Origin of the sequence: Streptomyces sp. NPDC015532 (assembly GCF_043078065.1) — a bacterium.
In the GTDB taxonomy this organism is placed as follows: domain Bacteria; phylum Actinomycetota; class Actinomycetes; order Streptomycetales; family Streptomycetaceae; genus Streptomyces.
In genome coordinates, this window is the sequence record NZ_JBIBSY010000012.1 from 139,890 (window position 1) to 155,110 (window position 15,221).

Below are 15,221 nucleotides of genomic sequence, written 5' to 3' on the forward strand. Positions count from 1 at the left end.
GGCGTGAAGATGGCCGATACAGCTTACTGGTTAGGTAACCCTAACGCAGCTCTCGCGCCGGTCCGACGCCGCCGTCCGTCCTGTCCGTCCGGCGACGCGGCCCCTCGTGCCCGCCGGCCGTCCGCGCGGGCGACGCCGGTCCGGGCAGCTCCCGCCGCGCGCCCCGCCGTCGTCGTCCGCGCGGACGGCCGGGCGGTTATCGCCCGTCAGTGACGGGTGGCAGGATCGGATCCATGCCAGAAGTGCTCGATGCCACCCCCTACGACGCCCTGCTCCTGCTCTCGTTCGGCGGTCCGGAGGGCCCGGACGACGTGGTCCCCTTCCTGGAGAACGTGACACGGGGCAGAGGCATCCCCAAGGAACGCCTCAAGGAGGTCGGGCAGCACTACTTCCTGTTCGACGGAATCAGCCCCATCAACGACCAGAACCGTGCCCTGCTCGACGCGCTGCGCAAGGACTTCGCCGAGCACGGCCTGGACCTGCCGGTCTACTGGGGCAACCGCAACTGGGCGCCCTACCTGACCGACACGCTGCGCGAGATGGCCGCCGACGGGCGGCGCAGGATCCTGGTGCTGGCCACCAGCGCGTACGCCTCGTACTCGGGCTGCCGGCAGTACCGCGAGGATCTGGCGGGCGCCCTCGCCGTCCTGGAGGCGGAGGGCCTGGAGCCGCCGAAGGTCGACAAGCTGCGGCACTACTTCAACCATCCCGGGTTCGTCGAGCCGATGACCGACGGCGTCCTGAGGTCGCTCGCCGAGCTGCCCGAGGAGGTCCGGCCGGGCGCGCACCTGGTGTTCACCACGCATTCGATCCCGGTCGCCGCGGCGGACACCTCCGGCCCGGCCGACGGACACGGCGACGGCGGTGCCTACGTCCGGCAGCACCTGGACGTGGCCCGGCTGATCGCGGAGACCGTGCGCGAGCGGACCGGGACCGACCGCCCGTGGAAGCTCGTGTACCAGTCGCGTTCCGGGGCCCCGCACATCCCCTGGCTGGAGCCGGACATCTGCGACCACCTGGAGGAGCTGCACGGGGCGGGAGTCCCGGCGGCGGTGATGGTGCCGATCGGCTTCGTGTCGGACCACATGGAGGTGCTGTACGACCTGGACACCGAGGCACGGGCCAAGGCGGGGGAGCTGGGGCTGCCAGTGAGCCGTTCGGCCACGGTGGGCTCCGACCCCCGGTTCGCCGCGGCGGTCCGTGACCTGGTGCTGGAGCGTGCCGCGGCCGAGAGCGGCCGACAGGTGACACGGTGTGCCCTGGGCGCGCTGGGCGCGAGTCACGACCTGTGCCCGGTGGGCTGCTGTCCGGCCCGTTCGCCCAAGCCCGCCGCCGCGGGCGCCGACAGCCCTTACGCATGAGGAGCCACGTGACCGACCCGCTGCACACCGAACTCCTCCAGCTCGCGCACGAGGCCGCCCGCCGCGCGGGTGCGCTGCTGCGCGACGGCCGCCCGGCGGACCTCGCGGTCGCGGCCACGAAGTCCAGCCCGATCGACGTCGTCACCGAGATGGACATCGCCGCCGAGAAGCTGATCACCTCGCTGATCGCCGAACACCGGCCCCGCGACGGCTTCCTCGGCGAGGAGGGCTCCGCCACCGAGGGCACCAGCGGCGTGCGCTGGATCGTCGACCCGCTCGACGGCACGGTCAACTACCTGTACGGGCTGCCGACGTGGGCGGTGTCCATCGCGGCCGAGCAGGACGGCGAGACCGTCGTCGGCGTCGTGGCGGCACCCATGCGCGGCGAGACGTACCACGCGGTCCGCGGCCGGGGCGCCCGCGCCTCCGGGGCATGGGTCGGCGAACGCCGGCTGGCCTGCCGCCCGTCCCCGCCGCTCGACCAGGCCCTCGTCTCGACGGGCTTCAACTACGTGACCGAGGTCAAGGTCCATCAGGCCGACGTGGCCCAGCGGCTGATCCCGCTGGTGCGCGACATCCGGCGCTCCGGCTCGGCGGCGGTCGACCTGTGCGACGTCGCGGCCGGCCGCCTGGACGGCTACTACGAGCGCGGTCTGCACCCCTGGGATCTGGCGGCGGGGGACCTGATCGCCAGGGAAGCGGGCGCGGTGACCGGTGGACGCCCCGGAGAGCGCCCCACGGGCGATCTCGCGGTGGCTGCCTCCCCGGGTGTCTTCGAGCCCCTCCAGCGGCTCCTGGAGGACTTCGGGGCCTGGCACGACTGACCCGCTCTGACGGCAGGCCCGACGGCGGACGGCCGGCGGTCGTCCGCCGTGACGAGGGACGCAGCGACGCGCGTACGACAGCGGGGCCCGGGTACTGGATCGATACCGGGGCCCCGCTCTCGTACGTGCTGATCAGACGCGTGTGGCGCCGACCTCCACACCGTGCTCGGCGGCAAGGCGGTGCAGGTCGTCGAGCTCGGCCTGCTCGACCTCCGCGAGGAAGTCGTCGCCTGTCTCGCGAGCCCGAGTCAGGTCGGACTCGGTCGTCCTTATGCGCTGCAGAAGTCCTGTGGTGAATGCGTCCATGCTGCGCCCCCTCGTCCTGGGTCGTGGGTCGGGTGGCACGGGGGTGTGCCGATGGAAAGGGGCGATCACGTCTCCGAATGGGGTGCCCAGCGCTGCCCGCTCTGGGCGGCGACGGTGCCGGACACCCACGCCCGCTCTGCGGAAGCGGTTGGACGTACCACAATGTGGCTTGCCACATGCAGAGCGTGATCGCGGGGTGTAAAGCCGTCCTCCCCCCGCTCCCTTTCACGGAAACCTCAACCCGACGAGAAAATCTCGGGTTCCCGGCCCCCCGGACGCACCTCCTTGGCGCCTCCCCCCGTCTTACAGCCGGTTTATGACCGAAACGGGCAGGATGGAGCTCTCATCCGTGACGGACCCGCCCGCGTGGTGCGCTGAAGCGTGCCCCGCCGGTGACAGAGGAAGGACAAGCGACGTGCGTGTACTCGTCGTCGAGGACGAGCAGCTGCTCGCCGATGCGGTGGCCACCGGACTGCGCCGGGAGGCCATGGCAGTCGACGTCGTGTACGACGGCGCGGCCGCGCTGGAGCGCATCGGGGTCAACGACTACGACGTGGTCGTCCTCGACCGTGACCTCCCGCTCGTGCACGGCGACGACGTCTGCCGGAAGATCGTCGAGCTCGGCATGCCCACGCGCGTGCTGATGCTGACCGCGTCCGGCGACGTCAGCGACCGTGTCGAGGGCCTGGAGATCGGCGCCGACGACTACCTCCCCAAGCCGTTCGCGTTCAGCGAGCTGACGGCACGCGTGCGTGCCCTCGGACGTCGTACGAGCCTGCCGCTGCCACCGGTCCTGGAGCGTGCCGGGATCAAGCTCGACCCCAACCGCCGCGAGGTCTTCCGCGACGGCAAGGAGGTCCAGCTCGCCCCCAAGGAGTTCGCCGTCCTGGAGGTGCTGCTGCGCAGCGAGGGCGCCGTCGTCTCCGCGGAGCAGCTCCTGGAGAAGGCCTGGGACGAGAACACGGACCCGTTCACCAACGTCGTGCGCGTGACCGTCATGACGCTGCGGCGCAAGCTCGGCGAGCCCGCCGTGATCGTCACCGTGCCCGGCTCCGGGTACAGGATCTGATCCACCGTGGCCACCACCCCCGCGCCGCCCGCGGCGCCTCCGAAGCCCACCTGGGACCCGAGGAGGGCGGAACCGCCCTTCCCCTGGCTGCGCCCCACGATCCGCATACGGCTGACGCTGCTGTACGGCGGCATGTTCCTGATCGCCGGCATCATGCTGCTGTCGATCATCTACCTGCTCGCGGCGCAGGCGCTGAACGTCGGCAGTGAACTCCCCTTCAAGATCATTTCTGGACAGGTCGGCAGCAGCACCTGCAACCTCCCGACGCAACCCTCGGCGGACGAGCTCAACCGCGCGATGGCCGACTGTGTGAACCAGCAGCGCCAGCACGCCCTCGACGACCTGCTCAGCCGCTCCCTGCTGGCCCTGCTCGGCCTCGCGGTCATCGCGTTCGCGTTCGGCTACGCGATGGCGGGCCGTGTCCTGTCGCCGCTCGGCCACATCACCCGCACCGCGCGCGCGGTGGCCGGCTCCGACCTGTCCCGGCGGATCGAGCTGGACGGCCCGGACGACGAGCTGAAGGAGCTCGCGGACACCTTCGACGACATGCTGGAGCGGCTTCAGCGCGCCTTCACCGCCCAGCAGCGGTTCGTCGGGAATGCCTCCCACGAACTGCGCACGCCTCTCGCGATCAACCGCACCCTCCTGGAGGTGCACCTCTCCGGTCCCGGGGTGCCGACGGAGATGCAGCAGCTCGGCAAGACGCTGCTCGCCACGAACGAACGCAGCGAACAGCTCGTCGAGGGCCTGCTGCTGCTCGCCCGCAGCGACAACCAGATCATCGAGCGCAAGCCGGTGGACCTCGCCGAGGTCGCCTCGCAGGCCGTCGACCAGGTGCACGCCGAGGCGGAGGCCAAGGGCGTGGAGATCCGCGGGCTGCGCGCTCCGGTGGTCGTCCAGGGCAACGGCGTCCTCCTGGAGCGGATCGCCCTGAACCTCGTCCAGAACGCCGTTCGGTACAACGTGCCGCGGGACGGCTGGGTCGAGGTCACGACCGACACGGAGCACGGCCGGGCGGTCCTGGAGGTGTCGAACACGGGACCGGTCGTTCCCGCGTACGAGGTCGACAATCTTTTCGAACCCTTCCGGCGGCTGCGCACGGAGCGCACGGGCAGCGACAAGGGCGTGGGCCTTGGCCTGTCGATCGTCCGGTCGGTGGCCCGCGCGCACGGGGGTCACATCGTCGCCCGGCCCCGAGAAGGGGGTGGGCTCGTGATGCGCGTCACCCTTCCCATCTGAGACCATGTCGCGGACACGCGGCGATGTTCGCTTTGCGCGGAATTTTCGGGTCACCCACCCGAGTGACCCGTGTGTGATCGATCACAAGGGCGATTTTCTGTCCATCTACTCTCCGTGATCATGTGAACTGCCGGAAAGCCGGGAAAATCCGGGTTTTCGGGGGTCCTGATCACGGGAAGTACACGGTGGGGCGCCTTTGAAGTGCGACCTCGGGACCGTGTACGGTCCGCATCGCCATCCAAGCCGATCACTCTTGATGAGTCCGGTTGGGTGTCGATTGAGTAACAGACCTTGATGTGAGGCAAAATCTCCGCCTCGGGTCGGGCACAAGTCCGGCCTCTCACGCGTTACGTGCGCTGGAGACACCGAAGACACCCAGAGGGGGAGAGCGACAATGGCAACGGATTACGACACCCCGCGCAAGACCGACGACGACGTCGACTCGGACAGCCTTGAAGAACTGAAGGCTCGCCGGAACGACAAGTCGACCTCGTCCGTCGACGTAGATGAGTTCGAGGCCGCGGAAGGCCTGGAGCTGCCCGGTGCGGACCTCTCGAACGAAGAGCTGGCCGTCCGGGTGCTGCCCAAGCAGCAGGACGAGTTCACCTGCATGAGCTGCTTCCTGGTGCACCACCGCAGCCAGCTGGCCCGCGAGAAGAACGGTCAGCCGATCTGCCGCGACTGCGACTGAGGCAGGGTCGGCCGTGACCGGCTCGACCAGGCCTTGGAAGCGCCGCCTCCCCTCCAGGGCGGCGGACGAAGGGCCCTCCAAGGGCCCTGAAGGCGTGCGTGACGACGAGCGGGGCTCTTCCGAACAGGGATCAGCCTCGCTCGACCGAGCGGGCGCCACAGACGACCTGACGGCCCCCACGGACGCTGCCTCGCCCGCCGCGAGGCGTCGCGTGGAGGCTGTCCGGGACGGGGTCAAGAGGGGCGTCACGAGGAGCGGCGTCCGAGCCAGGGCGGGCCTCGCGTATGTCACCGACCGCATCATCGACATCGCCCCCCGGGTTCCCGTGAGGGACCTGGCCACCCTCCGCAGACAGTTCCCGGACCTCGGCCCCGAGGAACTCGCGGACAAGCTCGTCGCGGGCGCCGCCGCCGCGACGTCCACCGTCGGTGCCGGCATCGGCGCCGCCGCCATGCTGCCGGTGCCGCCCGCCATGCCCACGGAGCTGGCCGCCGAGATCACCGCCGTCGCCGCGATCGAGCTGAAGCTGATCGCCGAACTCCACGAGGTCTACGGCCTGCGTCCGCAGGGCAATCTCAAACAGCGCAGCACGGCCTATCTGCACTCCTGGTCGGGCGAGCGTGGCATCGACGTGGCCAAGCCCATGACGATCAATGCCGCGCTGGGCGGCCAGATGAAGCGCGAGCTGCGCCAGCAGATCATGAAGCGAACGGTCAGGGACCTGCCCAACCTGATGCCGTTCATGGTCGGAGCGGCCGTGGGCGCGGTGATGAACCGCCGCGACACCAAACGGGTTGCGGGCCACATCCGCAAGGACCTGCGCAGGATGCAGGTGCCGTGGGACGCGCTTCCGCAACTGCCACCGCTGGAGGAGCCGACGGATCCGGTGGCGATCGGAGAGATCCCGACCGACCTGGGGGACTGAGGCCCTTCGCACGCCGGCCCGCGGCCGTTCACCCGCGCCCGGCGGACCGCGCCCGTCGCCGGCGCGCCGACCCGGGCGCCGGCCGCGGCTGTCTCAGCTCTCCGCGGGACGCGCCGACTCCCGGGCCGTCTCCAGGGCGGCGGCCAGGCGCTCCGGCTCCCGCGTCGACAGGTACAGGTAGGGCGTCGGGTCCGCCGGGTCCGTGACCTGGACGCGCAGCGCCGTGGGGATGTACGACCGCAGGAGCATGAAGGCGCGGGTGTCGGCCTTGTAGGTACGCCAGGCGCGCGCCTCCTCCGGGTCCATGATCACCGTGTCCCCGAGGGCGGAGACCGGGATCCTGGCGTCGCCGGCGATCAGCGCGTCACCGACCACGCGGATGCGGATCGAGCCGTACGCGCTGGCCGCGACCGCCGCGACCGCGGTGCCGCCGACGAGCGCTCCGAGCATCGGCAGAGTGCCGAACGGGAGGAACACCAGGGCCAGCGCGAGCCCGACCAGAAAGCTGATCACCCACCACGAGCGGGGTGCGGTGAGGCGTTCTTCGTACGGGGAGGCGGAGAGCTGCATGACGCCAAGCTTGGCACGGTGCGAAGACTTGCTGGACGCGCGGGTAAGGTCTGCGCCTGTGAGTGGTACTTCCGCAGCTCTGACGCCTCCCGCCGACGCCGTCGCGCCGGTGCGGCACCCTGACGCGCCCGCCCCCGGAGAGCTCCTCGGAGCACACTACGAACACTGTTTCGGGTGCGGTGGCGGACAGCCCCACGGGCTCCATCTGGAGGCCCGCGCGGGCGAGGGCGTCACGATCACGGCGGAGTTCACCGTGCGCCCCGTCCACCAGGGTGCCCCCGGACTCGCGCACGGCGGGGTCCTCGCCACCGCGCTCGACGAGACGCTCGGCTCGCTGAACTGGCTGCTGCGGACGATCGCCGTGACCGGACGCCTGGAGACCGACTTCCGCCGCCCCGTACCCGTCGGCACCGTGCTGTATCTGGAGGCCGAGGTCACCGCGGTGGCCGGCCGGAAGATCTACTGCACCGCCACCGGGCGGATCGGCGGCCCCGACGGGCTCGTCGCCGTCCGCGCGGACGCCCTCTTCGTCGAGGTGAAGGTCGACCACTTCATCGACAACGGCCGCCCGGAGGAGATCCGCGCGGCGATGAACGACCCGGACCAGATCCGGCGAGCCCGTGCCTTCGAGGTGAACCCGTGACCCGTAGCCCGGGGGCCAGTGAGCCCCGCCCGGAAGTCGCCGTGATGATCAGGCGCGTCGATCCCGACGTCCCGCTTCCCGAGTACGCGCACCCCGGTGACGCGGGAGCCGATCTGCGCACCACCGAGAGCCGCGAGCTGGAGCCCGGTGAACGGGCCGTGCTGCCGACGGGAGTGTCCATCGCGCTGCCCGAGGGGTACGCGGCCTTCGTGCACCCGCGCTCCGGCCTCGCCGCCCGCTGCGGCGTCGCCCTCGTGAATGCCCCGGGGACGGTTGATGCCGGGTACCGTGGGGAGATCAAGGTGATCGTGGTGAATCTCGATCCGCGCGAGTCGGTGCGGTTCGAGCGCTTCGACCGGATTGCTCAACTGGTCGTCCAGCAGGTCGAGAAGGTTCGCTTCCAGGAGGTCGCGGAACTTCCCGAATCGGCGCGGGCCGCAGGGGGCTTCGGGTCCACCGGCGGTCATGCCGCCGTGGACAGCACAACGGGTGGGAATCGATACGCTTCGGTCGTATCCGACCGGGAAGGACAGTGACGTGTTCGGACGTCGCAAGAAGGGCAGTGCCGCCGAGGACGCGGCGGGCGAGGCCGAGCAGGTCGTCGACGGCGTCGACACTGAGGCGGACGAGGACGAGGAGCGCGAGCGCGTGAGGCTCGAACCCGAGCCGCGCCCCGACGGGCCCTGGGACAGCACGGAGGTCCGTGAGCCGGCCGAGGGCCGGGTGGACCTCGGAGGTCTGTTCGTGCCCGGGGTCGACGGGATGGAGCTGCGGGTCGAGGTCGCGGGCGACGCGATCGTCGCGGCGACCGTCGTCGTCAACGACAGCGCCGTGCAGCTCCAGGCCTTCGCCGCTCCCAAGCGCGAGGGCATCTGGGGCGAGGTGCGCGAGGAGATCGCCTCCGGGATCACCCAGCAGGGCGGTGTCATCGACGAGGTCGAGGGCCCGCTCGGCTGGGAGCTGCGGGCGCAGGTACCGGTCCAGCTGCCGGACGGCACCGGCGGTTTCCAGGTCGTGCGGTTCGTCGGCGTGGACGGTCCCCGCTGGTTCCTGCGCGGAGTGATCTCCGGGCAGGGCGCGGTGCAGCCGCAGGCCGCGGGCCTGCTGGAGCAGATCTTCCGGGACACGGTCGTCGTACGCGGTGAGGGGCCGATGGCCCCGCGCGACCCGATCGTCCTGAAGCTGCCGAACGACGCGCAGATGGTCCCCGAGGGTGTCCAGCAGGAGGACCAGAGCGGATCCCGCTTCTCCGGCGGCATGGGACAGCTCCAGCGCGGACCGGAGATCACCGAGGTCCGCTAGACGGATCCGGGACGGACGAAGAGCCGGGCAAACAGGAGGGCCGCATCCACAGGGATGCGGCCCTTTCCCGTGTGCGGACACTCCGGGACACCCGTCTCACTCGATTCTTGTACGTGAACGACGGTTGAGCAGCGGTTCTTTCCTCACGCCTTGACGGAAGCCTGGTCCGTACCTATGGTCACCGGCCAGCGCACCATGTTCAGCATCCCGTGTGTAGTTCACATACAAGAATGGATGGCTCTGCATGTCCGACACCCCCACTCGGCATCGCCGCCGACGGCGCCCGGCCTTCCTCGTCACCGTCGCCGTCGCGACCGCCGCACTCGTCGGCACCCTTCTGTCCTGGCCCGGCGCCCACCGGGCCGACGCGGCACCCGCCGCCTTCGTCCACCCCGGAGTCACCGTCTCCAGGGGACAGCTGGACTTCGCCCGCACCGAGGTCCTGGCCGGCGCCCAGCCCTGGAAGGGCGCCTACGACCAGATGATGGCGAGCAGGTACGCCTCGCTCACGCGCACCCCCACACCCCGTGCGACCGTCGAGTGCGGCTCGTACTCCAACCCGAACTACGGCTGCACCGACGAGCGCGAGGACGCGATAGCCGCCTATACCGACGCCCTCGCCTGGTACATCACGCGCGACGACCGGTACGCCAAGAAGGCCATCGAGCTGATGGACGCCTGGTCCGCGGTGATCAAGTCCCACACCAACAGCAACGCGCCCCTCCAGACCGGCTGGGCGGGCTCCTCCTGGCCCAGGGCCGCAGAGATCATCAAGTACACGTACACCGGCTCCTGGGCCAACTCCGGCCGCTTCGCCACCATGCTGCGCGACGTCTACCTGCCCCAGATCATCAACGGTTCCAACTCCAACGGGAACTGGGAGCTGTCGATGATGGAGGCGGCGGTCGGCATCTCCGTCTTCCTGGAGGACAAGACGTCCTACGACAAGGCCATGGCGAAGTTCCGGACGCGCACCGCTGCGTACGTCTACCTCTCCACCGACGGCGCCGTGCCGAAGACCGTGCCGAGCCAGAACCTCGACACCACCGCGAAGATCGTCGGCTACTGGCAGGGGCAGTCCACGTTCGTCACCGGGCTCACCCAGGAGACCTGCCGCGACCTCACCCACACCGGCTACGGCATCTCGGCCATCTCCCACATCGCCGAGACGAGCCGCGTCCAGGGGCAGGACCTGTACGGCACCGACGTCGGCGAACGGCTGCGCCAGGCGCTCGGCTTCCAGGCGAAGTACCAGCTGGGTACGGTCGTGCCGAGCTGGCTGTGCGGCGGCTCGCTGAACCTCGGACTCGGCCCGGTCACCGAGGTCGGCTACAACGCCCTGCACAACCGCCTGGGCATCGCGATGACCAACACCCAGGCGCTCACCCAGCAGAACCGTCCGGCCGGAAGCAACAACCTCTTCGTCGCGTGGGAGACGCTGACACACGGCGACAATCCCGCGTGAACCGGATCAGGGGTCTCGTCCGATGAAGTCATGAGGCACCGGGCGTCCGGCCGGGACACCGGCGCCCGGTCCACGGGGAACCGTGCCGTCCGCGCGGGGCATCAGGGTTGCGTCAAGGACGTCGTCCGGCGGCGGGATCGCCCTGTTCGCCGGGAATCCTGGCCGTAAGGTCGACGCTGCGTACACAGCGGTGACAGGAAGACAATAGGCACATGGGACGCGGCAAGCTTCGGATCTACCTCGGTGCTGCACCGGGCGTGGGCAAGACCTACGCGATGCTCTCCGAGGCGCATCGCCGCGTCGAACGCGGGACGGACTGCGTGGTGGCCTTCGTCGAGCACCATCACCGGCCCCGCACCGAGGTGATGCTGCACGGCCTGGAGCAGGTCCCGCGCAAGGACCTGGAATACCGGAGCGGCGTCTTCACCGAGATGGACGTCGACGCCGTGCTCCGCCGCGCCCCGGCCGTCGCCCTGGTGGACGAACTCGCGCACACCAACGTGCCCGGCTCCCGCAACGCCAAGCGCTGGCAGGACGTGGAGGAGCTGCTCGCCGCCGGCGTCGACGTCGTCTCCACCGTCAACATCCAGCACCTGGAGTCACTGGGTGACATCGTCGAGTCGATAACGGGCGTGCGGCAGCGCGAGACCGTGCCGGACGAGGTGGTGCGGCGGGCGGACCAGATCGAGCTGGTCGACATGTCGCCGCCCGCACTGCGCCGCCGGATGGCGCACGGCAACATCTACAAGCCCGACAAGGTCGACGCGGCCCTGTCCAACTACTTCCGGCCGGGCAATCTCACGGCCCTGCGCGAGCTCGCGCTGCTGTGGGTCGCCGACCGGGTCGACGAATACCTGAACGAGTACCGCAGCGAACACCGGGTCTCCAAGATCTGGGGATCCCGGGAGCGGATCGTCGTCGGGCTGACCGGCGGTCCGGAGGGGCGGACACTGATCCGGCGCGCCGCGCGGCTGGCCGAGAAGGGGGCGGGCGGCGAGGTCATGGCCGTCTACATCGCCCGCAGCGACGGCCTCACCTCCGCGTCGCCGAAGGAGCTGGCCGTCCAGCGCACCCTGGTCGAGGACCTCGGCGGCACCTTCCACCACGTGGTCGGCGACGACATCCCCGTCTCCCTGCTGGACTTCGCGCGCGGGGTCAACGCCACCCAGATCGTGCTCGGCTCCTCCCGGCGCAAGACCTGGCAGTACGTCTTCGGCCCGGGCGTCGGCGCCACGGTCGCCCGGGAGTCCGGTCCCGACCTGGACGTCCACATCGTGACCCACGAAGAGGTCGCCAAGGGGCGCGGTCTGCCGGTGGCGCGCGGAGCACGGCTCGGGCGCTCCCGGATCATCTGGGGCTGGGCGATCGGCATCGGCGGCCCCGTCGTCATGGCCCTGCTGCTGAACACCATCGACCTCGGCCTCGCCAACGACATGCTGCTGTTCCTGGCGGTCACGGTCGCGGCCGCCCTGCTCGGCGGACTGCTCCCGGCCCTCGCCTCGGCCGCCTTCGGCTCGCTGCTCCTGAACTACTTCTACACACCGCCCCTGCACCGGCTGACCGTCGCCGACCCGAAGAACATCGTCGCCATCGTGATCTTCGTGGGCGTCGCCGTCTCCGTGGCGTCGGTGGTGGACCTGGCGGCCCGCCGTACGCACCAGGCGGCGCGGCTCCGGGCCGAGTCGGAGATCCTCTCCTTCCTCGCGGGCAGTGTGCTGCGCGGCGAGACCAGCCTGGAAGCCCTGCTGGAGCGCGTCCGGGAGACCTTCGGGATGGAATCGGTCGCCTTGCTGGAGCGTGCCGGCGACGTCGAGCCGTGGACGTGTGCGGGCAGCGCCGGACCGGCACCCTCGACCCGCCCCGAGGACGCCGACGTCGACATGCCGGTCGGCGACCACATGGCGCTCGCCCTGTCCGGGCGGGTGCTGCCCGCCTCCGACCGCCGCGTGCTGGCCGCCTTCGCCGCGCAGGCCGTGGTGGTCCTGGACCGCCAGCGCCTCCAGCACGAGGCGGACCAGGCCAAGGTGCTGGCGGAGGGCAACCGCATCCGTACCGCCCTGCTCGCCGCGGTGAGCCACGACCTGCGCACCCCGCTCGCCGGGATCAAGGCGGCGGTGTCGTCGCTGCGCTCCGACGACGTGGCCTGGTCCGAGGAGGACAGGGCCGAGCTCCTCGCGGGCATCGAGGACGGCGCCGACCGCCTGGACCACCTGGTGGGCAACCTGCTGGACATGTCCCGGCTCCAGACCGGTACGGTCGCTCCGCTGATCCGGGAGATCGACCTGGACGAGGTCGTCCCGATGGCACTCGGCGGTGTCCCCGAGAACAGTGTGGTCCTGGAGATCCCGGAGAGCCTGCCGATGGTCGCCGTCGACGCCGGACTGCTGGAGCGCGCCGTCGCCAACCTCGTCGAGAACGCCGTCAAGTACAGCTCCGGCGACGAACGCGTCCTGGTCGCCGCGAGTGCCATGGCCGACCGCGTGGAGGTCCGCGTGGTCGACCGCGGCCCCGGCGTCCCGGACGACGCCAAGGACCGGATATTCGCGCCCTTCCAGCGCTACGGAGACGCCCCGCGCGGGACCGGAGTGGGTCTCGGCCTCGCGGTCGCCCGCGGCTTCGCCGAGGCGATGGGCGGCACCCTCAACGCCGAGGACACCCCCGGCGGCGGACTCACCATGGTGCTCACGGTCCGGGCGGTGGACCGCCGGCCCGACCTGGCCGCCCGATCAGCAGTCGCAGAAAGGCAGGCTTCATGACCCGGGTCCTCGTGGTCGACGACGAACCGCAGATCACCCGAGCCCTCGTGATCAACCTGAAGGCACGCAAGTACGAGGTCGACGCGGCCCCCGACGGAGCCACCGCGCTCCAGCTCGCCGCCGCCCGTCACCCCGACGTCGTCGTGCTCGACCTCGGCCTGCCCGACATGGACGGCGTCGAGGTGATCAAGGGGCTGCGCGGCTGGACCCGGGTGCCGATCCTGGTGCTGTCCGCCCGGCACTCCTCGGACGAGAAGGTCGAGGCTCTCGACGCGGGCGCCGACGACTACGTCACCAAGCCCTTCGGCATGGACGAACTGCTCGCCCGGCTGCGCGCCGCCGTCCGCCGCGCGGAGCCCACCGGGGGCGGTGAGGACGACGTGGTCGTGGAGACCGCGGGGTTCACCGTCGACCTGGCCGCGAAGAAGGTGCACCGCGACGGGCGGGACGTCCGGCTCACTCCCACGGAGTGGCATCTGCTGGACGTGCTGGTCCGCAACACCGGCCGGCTCGTCAGCCAGAAACAGCTGCTCCAGGAGGTCTGGGGCCCCTCCTACGGGACGGAGACGAACTACCTGCGGGTCTACATGGCCCAGCTGCGCCGCAAGCTGGAGGTGGACCCCTCGCACCCGAAGCACTTCATCACCGAGCCGGGTATGGGATACAGATTCGAACGGTGACGCGATCATGCTCCGTGGAGCGTCCCTGCGGGCCGCGGCGGTCGCCCGATCGGGCGGATCCCGCGGCCGGTTCGGGGAGCGGTGCCGCGGGTACGAAGCTGTCAGCACCCCCCGGTACGCTTTCGGTATGAGCGCTGTTCCTCGTTCCGAAAAGCCGGCGGGCCGCTTCCGGCGCATGATGGACCGGCTCTCCTCGTCCCAGCAGGACCTGGAGTCCGAGGAGCTGCGGGAGGACACGGCGACCGCGGGCTGTACCCGTATCGGTGACTGCCACGACCGGCAGATCGTCACGGTTACTGGTACCTTGCGCACGGTCACTCTGCGGCCGAGGGCCGGTGTCCCGGCTCTGGAGGCCGAGCTGTTCGACGGCTCGGCCGCCCTGGACGTGGTCTGGCTCGGCCGCCGTTCCATCGTCGGCATCGAGCCCGGACGCAAGCTGATCGCCTCGGGCCGTATCGCGATGAGCCGGGGCCGTAGGGTGTTGTTCAATCCGAAGTACGAACTCAGACCCCTCGGACGGGAGTAACCGGTGACGTCGCTCGACAAGCCGACCGAAGACGCCCAGGACGCCCAGCAGGATGCACGGGCGGTGACCGAGGCCGCACTCTTCGAGGCGTTCGGCGGCGTGCGCGGCATGGTCGAGACCGTGGTGCCGGGCCTGCTCTTCGTCACCATCTTCACGATCAACAAGGACCTGCACTGGGCGGCGATCGCCGCCCTCGCCGTGTCCCTGCTGCTCGTCGTGATCCGCCTGGTGCGGCGTGACACCGTGAAGCACGCCTTCAGCGGTGTCTTCGGCGTCGCCTTCGGCGTGGTCTTCGCGATGATGACGGGCAACGCGAAGGACTTCTACCTGCCGGGCATGTTCTACACGCTCGGTCTCGCCGTCGCCTACATCGTGACCACCCTCGCGGGCGTCCCGCTGATCGGTCTGATGCTCGGCCCGGTGTTCAAGGAGAACCTCTCCTGGCGCACCCGCAACCCCGGCCGCAAGAAGGCGTACGCGAAGGCCAGCTGGGCCTGGGGCCTGATCCTGCTCGCCAAGTGCGCGGTGCTCTTCCCGCTCTACTGGTGGGCCGACACCGCCCAGTTCGGCTGGGTCCTGATCGCCCTGAAGATCCCGCCCTTCCTGCTCGCCGTCTGGCTCACCTGGGTCTTCCTGGCCAAGGCGCCGCCGCCCATCGACGTGTTCGCGGAGATGGAGGCCGAGGAGCAGGCGGAGAAGGAGCGCAAGGCCGCCCGCGCCGAGGAACGCGGCGAGGCCCCGGCCCCGGCCCGCCACCGCCGCGAGGCGTGAACCAGGTGCCGGTGAGGACGCCTTGGGGCGACTGACCGTGGTACGACGCGCGACGCCTTCCCGTCGGCGGACGGCGGCATCGCCGTGCCGCCG

16 protein-coding genes are annotated in these 15,221 nt (G+C 70.5%); 14 read left to right on the forward strand and 2 right to left on the reverse strand.

Going from position 1 to position 15,221, the window contains the following annotated elements; translation table 11 throughout:
* Positions 1 to 233: 233 nt before the first annotated feature.
* Complete coding sequence (locus ACF07B_RS30215; protein ID WP_392181288.1) at positions 234 to 1,361, forward strand: ferrochelatase; 1,128 nt, start codon at positions 234 to 236, stop codon at positions 1,359 to 1,361.
* Between the two features lie 8 nt (positions 1,362 to 1,369).
* On the forward strand, positions 1,370 to 2,185 hold the full coding sequence (locus ACF07B_RS30220; RefSeq protein WP_362394830.1) for an inositol monophosphatase family protein: 816 nt from the start codon (positions 1,370 to 1,372) through the stop codon (positions 2,183 to 2,185).
* Between the two features lie 132 nt (positions 2,186 to 2,317).
* Here the strand turns inward: ACF07B_RS30220 and ACF07B_RS30225 are convergent, their stop codons facing one another.
* Positions 2,318 to 2,491 carry a hypothetical protein gene (locus ACF07B_RS30225; protein ID WP_167455614.1) on the reverse strand — a complete coding sequence of 58 codons (174 nt, stop codon included), beginning with the start codon at positions 2,489 to 2,491 and terminating at the stop codon, positions 2,318 to 2,320.
* A gap of 415 nt (positions 2,492 to 2,906) precedes the next feature.
* Between ACF07B_RS30225 and ACF07B_RS30230 the strand changes: the two genes are divergently transcribed.
* From ACF07B_RS30230 to ACF07B_RS30245, 4 genes are all read left to right on the forward strand, one after another.
* Complete coding sequence (locus ACF07B_RS30230) at positions 2,907 to 3,560, forward strand: response regulator transcription factor (protein ID WP_037745430.1); 654 nt, start codon at positions 2,907 to 2,909, stop codon at positions 3,558 to 3,560.
* Positions 3,561 to 3,566: 6 nt separating this feature from the next.
* Complete coding sequence (locus ACF07B_RS30235) at positions 3,567 to 4,799, forward strand: sensor histidine kinase (RefSeq protein WP_392181289.1); 1,233 nt, start codon at positions 3,567 to 3,569, stop codon at positions 4,797 to 4,799.
* Between the two features lie 394 nt (positions 4,800 to 5,193).
* Positions 5,194 to 5,490 (forward strand): DUF4193 domain-containing protein, encoded by a 297-nt coding sequence (locus ACF07B_RS30240; RefSeq protein ID WP_003997302.1) that lies wholly within the window; start codon positions 5,194 to 5,196, stop codon positions 5,488 to 5,490.
* A 13-nt stretch (positions 5,491 to 5,503) separates the two neighbouring features.
* Positions 5,504 to 6,415 (forward strand): hypothetical protein, encoded by a 912-nt coding sequence (locus ACF07B_RS30245; protein WP_369479543.1) that lies wholly within the window; start codon positions 5,504 to 5,506, stop codon positions 6,413 to 6,415.
* A 93-nt stretch (positions 6,416 to 6,508) separates the two neighbouring features.
* Here ACF07B_RS30245 and ACF07B_RS30250 read toward each other — a convergent pair whose 3' ends face one another.
* Complete coding sequence (locus ACF07B_RS30250; RefSeq protein ID WP_392181290.1) at positions 6,509 to 6,985, reverse strand: DUF3093 domain-containing protein; 477 nt, start codon at positions 6,983 to 6,985, stop codon at positions 6,509 to 6,511.
* Positions 6,986 to 7,043: 58 nt separating this feature from the next.
* Here ACF07B_RS30250 and ACF07B_RS30255 point away from each other — a divergent pair, with 58 nt between their 5' ends.
* From ACF07B_RS30255 to ACF07B_RS30290, 8 genes are all read left to right on the forward strand, one after another.
* On the forward strand, positions 7,044 to 7,628 hold the full coding sequence (locus tag ACF07B_RS30255; RefSeq protein ID WP_369479545.1) for a PaaI family thioesterase: 585 nt from the start codon (positions 7,044 to 7,046) through the stop codon (positions 7,626 to 7,628).
* Between the two features lie 44 nt (positions 7,629 to 7,672).
* A complete protein-coding gene (dut, locus tag ACF07B_RS30260) occupies positions 7,673 to 8,164 on the forward strand; it encodes a dUTP diphosphatase (RefSeq protein ID WP_362395090.1) in 492 nt (163 codons plus the stop codon).
* 1 nt (position 8,165) lies between these two features.
* Positions 8,166 to 8,930, forward strand: a complete 765-nt coding sequence (locus tag ACF07B_RS30265) for a DUF3710 domain-containing protein (protein ID WP_326785039.1) — start codon at positions 8,166 to 8,168, stop codon at positions 8,928 to 8,930.
* A 244-nt stretch (positions 8,931 to 9,174) separates the two neighbouring features.
* Positions 9,175 to 10,395, forward strand: a complete 1,221-nt coding sequence (locus tag ACF07B_RS30270; RefSeq protein ID WP_392181291.1) for an alginate lyase family protein — start codon at positions 9,175 to 9,177, stop codon at positions 10,393 to 10,395.
* 212 nt (positions 10,396 to 10,607) lie between these two features.
* Positions 10,608 to 13,151, forward strand: coding sequence for an ATP-binding protein (locus tag ACF07B_RS30275; protein ID WP_392181292.1), 2,544 nt, complete (start codon positions 10,608 to 10,610; stop codon positions 13,149 to 13,151).
* On the forward strand, positions 13,148 to 13,831 hold the full coding sequence (locus ACF07B_RS30280) for a response regulator (protein ID WP_392181293.1): 684 nt from the start codon (positions 13,148 to 13,150) through the stop codon (positions 13,829 to 13,831). The genes ACF07B_RS30275 and ACF07B_RS30280 overlap by 4 nt, the downstream gene beginning before the upstream one ends.
* Before the next feature lie 127 nt (positions 13,832 to 13,958).
* Entirely contained in the window at positions 13,959 to 14,357 is a 399-nt protein-coding gene (locus ACF07B_RS30285) for an OB-fold nucleic acid binding domain-containing protein (RefSeq protein WP_326785035.1), read from the forward strand.
* Between the two features lie 3 nt (positions 14,358 to 14,360).
* Positions 14,361 to 15,128 (forward strand): DUF3159 domain-containing protein, encoded by a 768-nt coding sequence (locus ACF07B_RS30290; protein WP_369479549.1) that lies wholly within the window; start codon positions 14,361 to 14,363, stop codon positions 15,126 to 15,128.
* Positions 15,129 to 15,221 lie beyond the last annotated feature (93 nt).

Excerpts from the sequence above, each read along its gene's own strand:
- ACF07B_RS30285 (WP_326785035.1), top strand. The coding sequence starts at position 13,959 with ATGAGCGCTGTTCCTCGTTCCGAAAAGCCGGCGGGCCGCTTCCGGCGC.
- ACF07B_RS30270 (WP_392181291.1), top strand. The coding sequence starts at position 9,175 with ATGTCCGACACCCCCACTCGGCATCGCCGCCGACGGCGCCCGGCCTTC.
- ACF07B_RS30250 (WP_392181290.1), bottom strand. The coding sequence starts at position 6,985 with ATGCAGCTCTCCGCCTCCCCGTACGAAGAACGCCTCACCGCACCCCGC.
- ACF07B_RS30240 (WP_003997302.1), top strand. The coding sequence starts at position 5,194 with ATGGCAACGGATTACGACACCCCGCGCAAGACCGACGACGACGTCGAC.
- ACF07B_RS30225 (WP_167455614.1), bottom strand. The coding sequence starts at position 2,491 with ATGGACGCATTCACCACAGGACTTCTGCAGCGCATAAGGACGACCGAG.
- ACF07B_RS30215 (WP_392181288.1), top strand. The coding sequence starts at position 234 with ATGCCAGAAGTGCTCGATGCCACCCCCTACGACGCCCTGCTCCTGCTC.
- ACF07B_RS30275 (WP_392181292.1), top strand. The coding sequence starts at position 10,608 with ATGGGACGCGGCAAGCTTCGGATCTACCTCGGTGCTGCACCGGGCGTG.
- ACF07B_RS30280 (WP_392181293.1), top strand. The coding sequence starts at position 13,148 with ATGACCCGGGTCCTCGTGGTCGACGACGAACCGCAGATCACCCGAGCC.
- dut (WP_362395090.1), top strand. The coding sequence starts at position 7,673 with ATGATCAGGCGCGTCGATCCCGACGTCCCGCTTCCCGAGTACGCGCAC.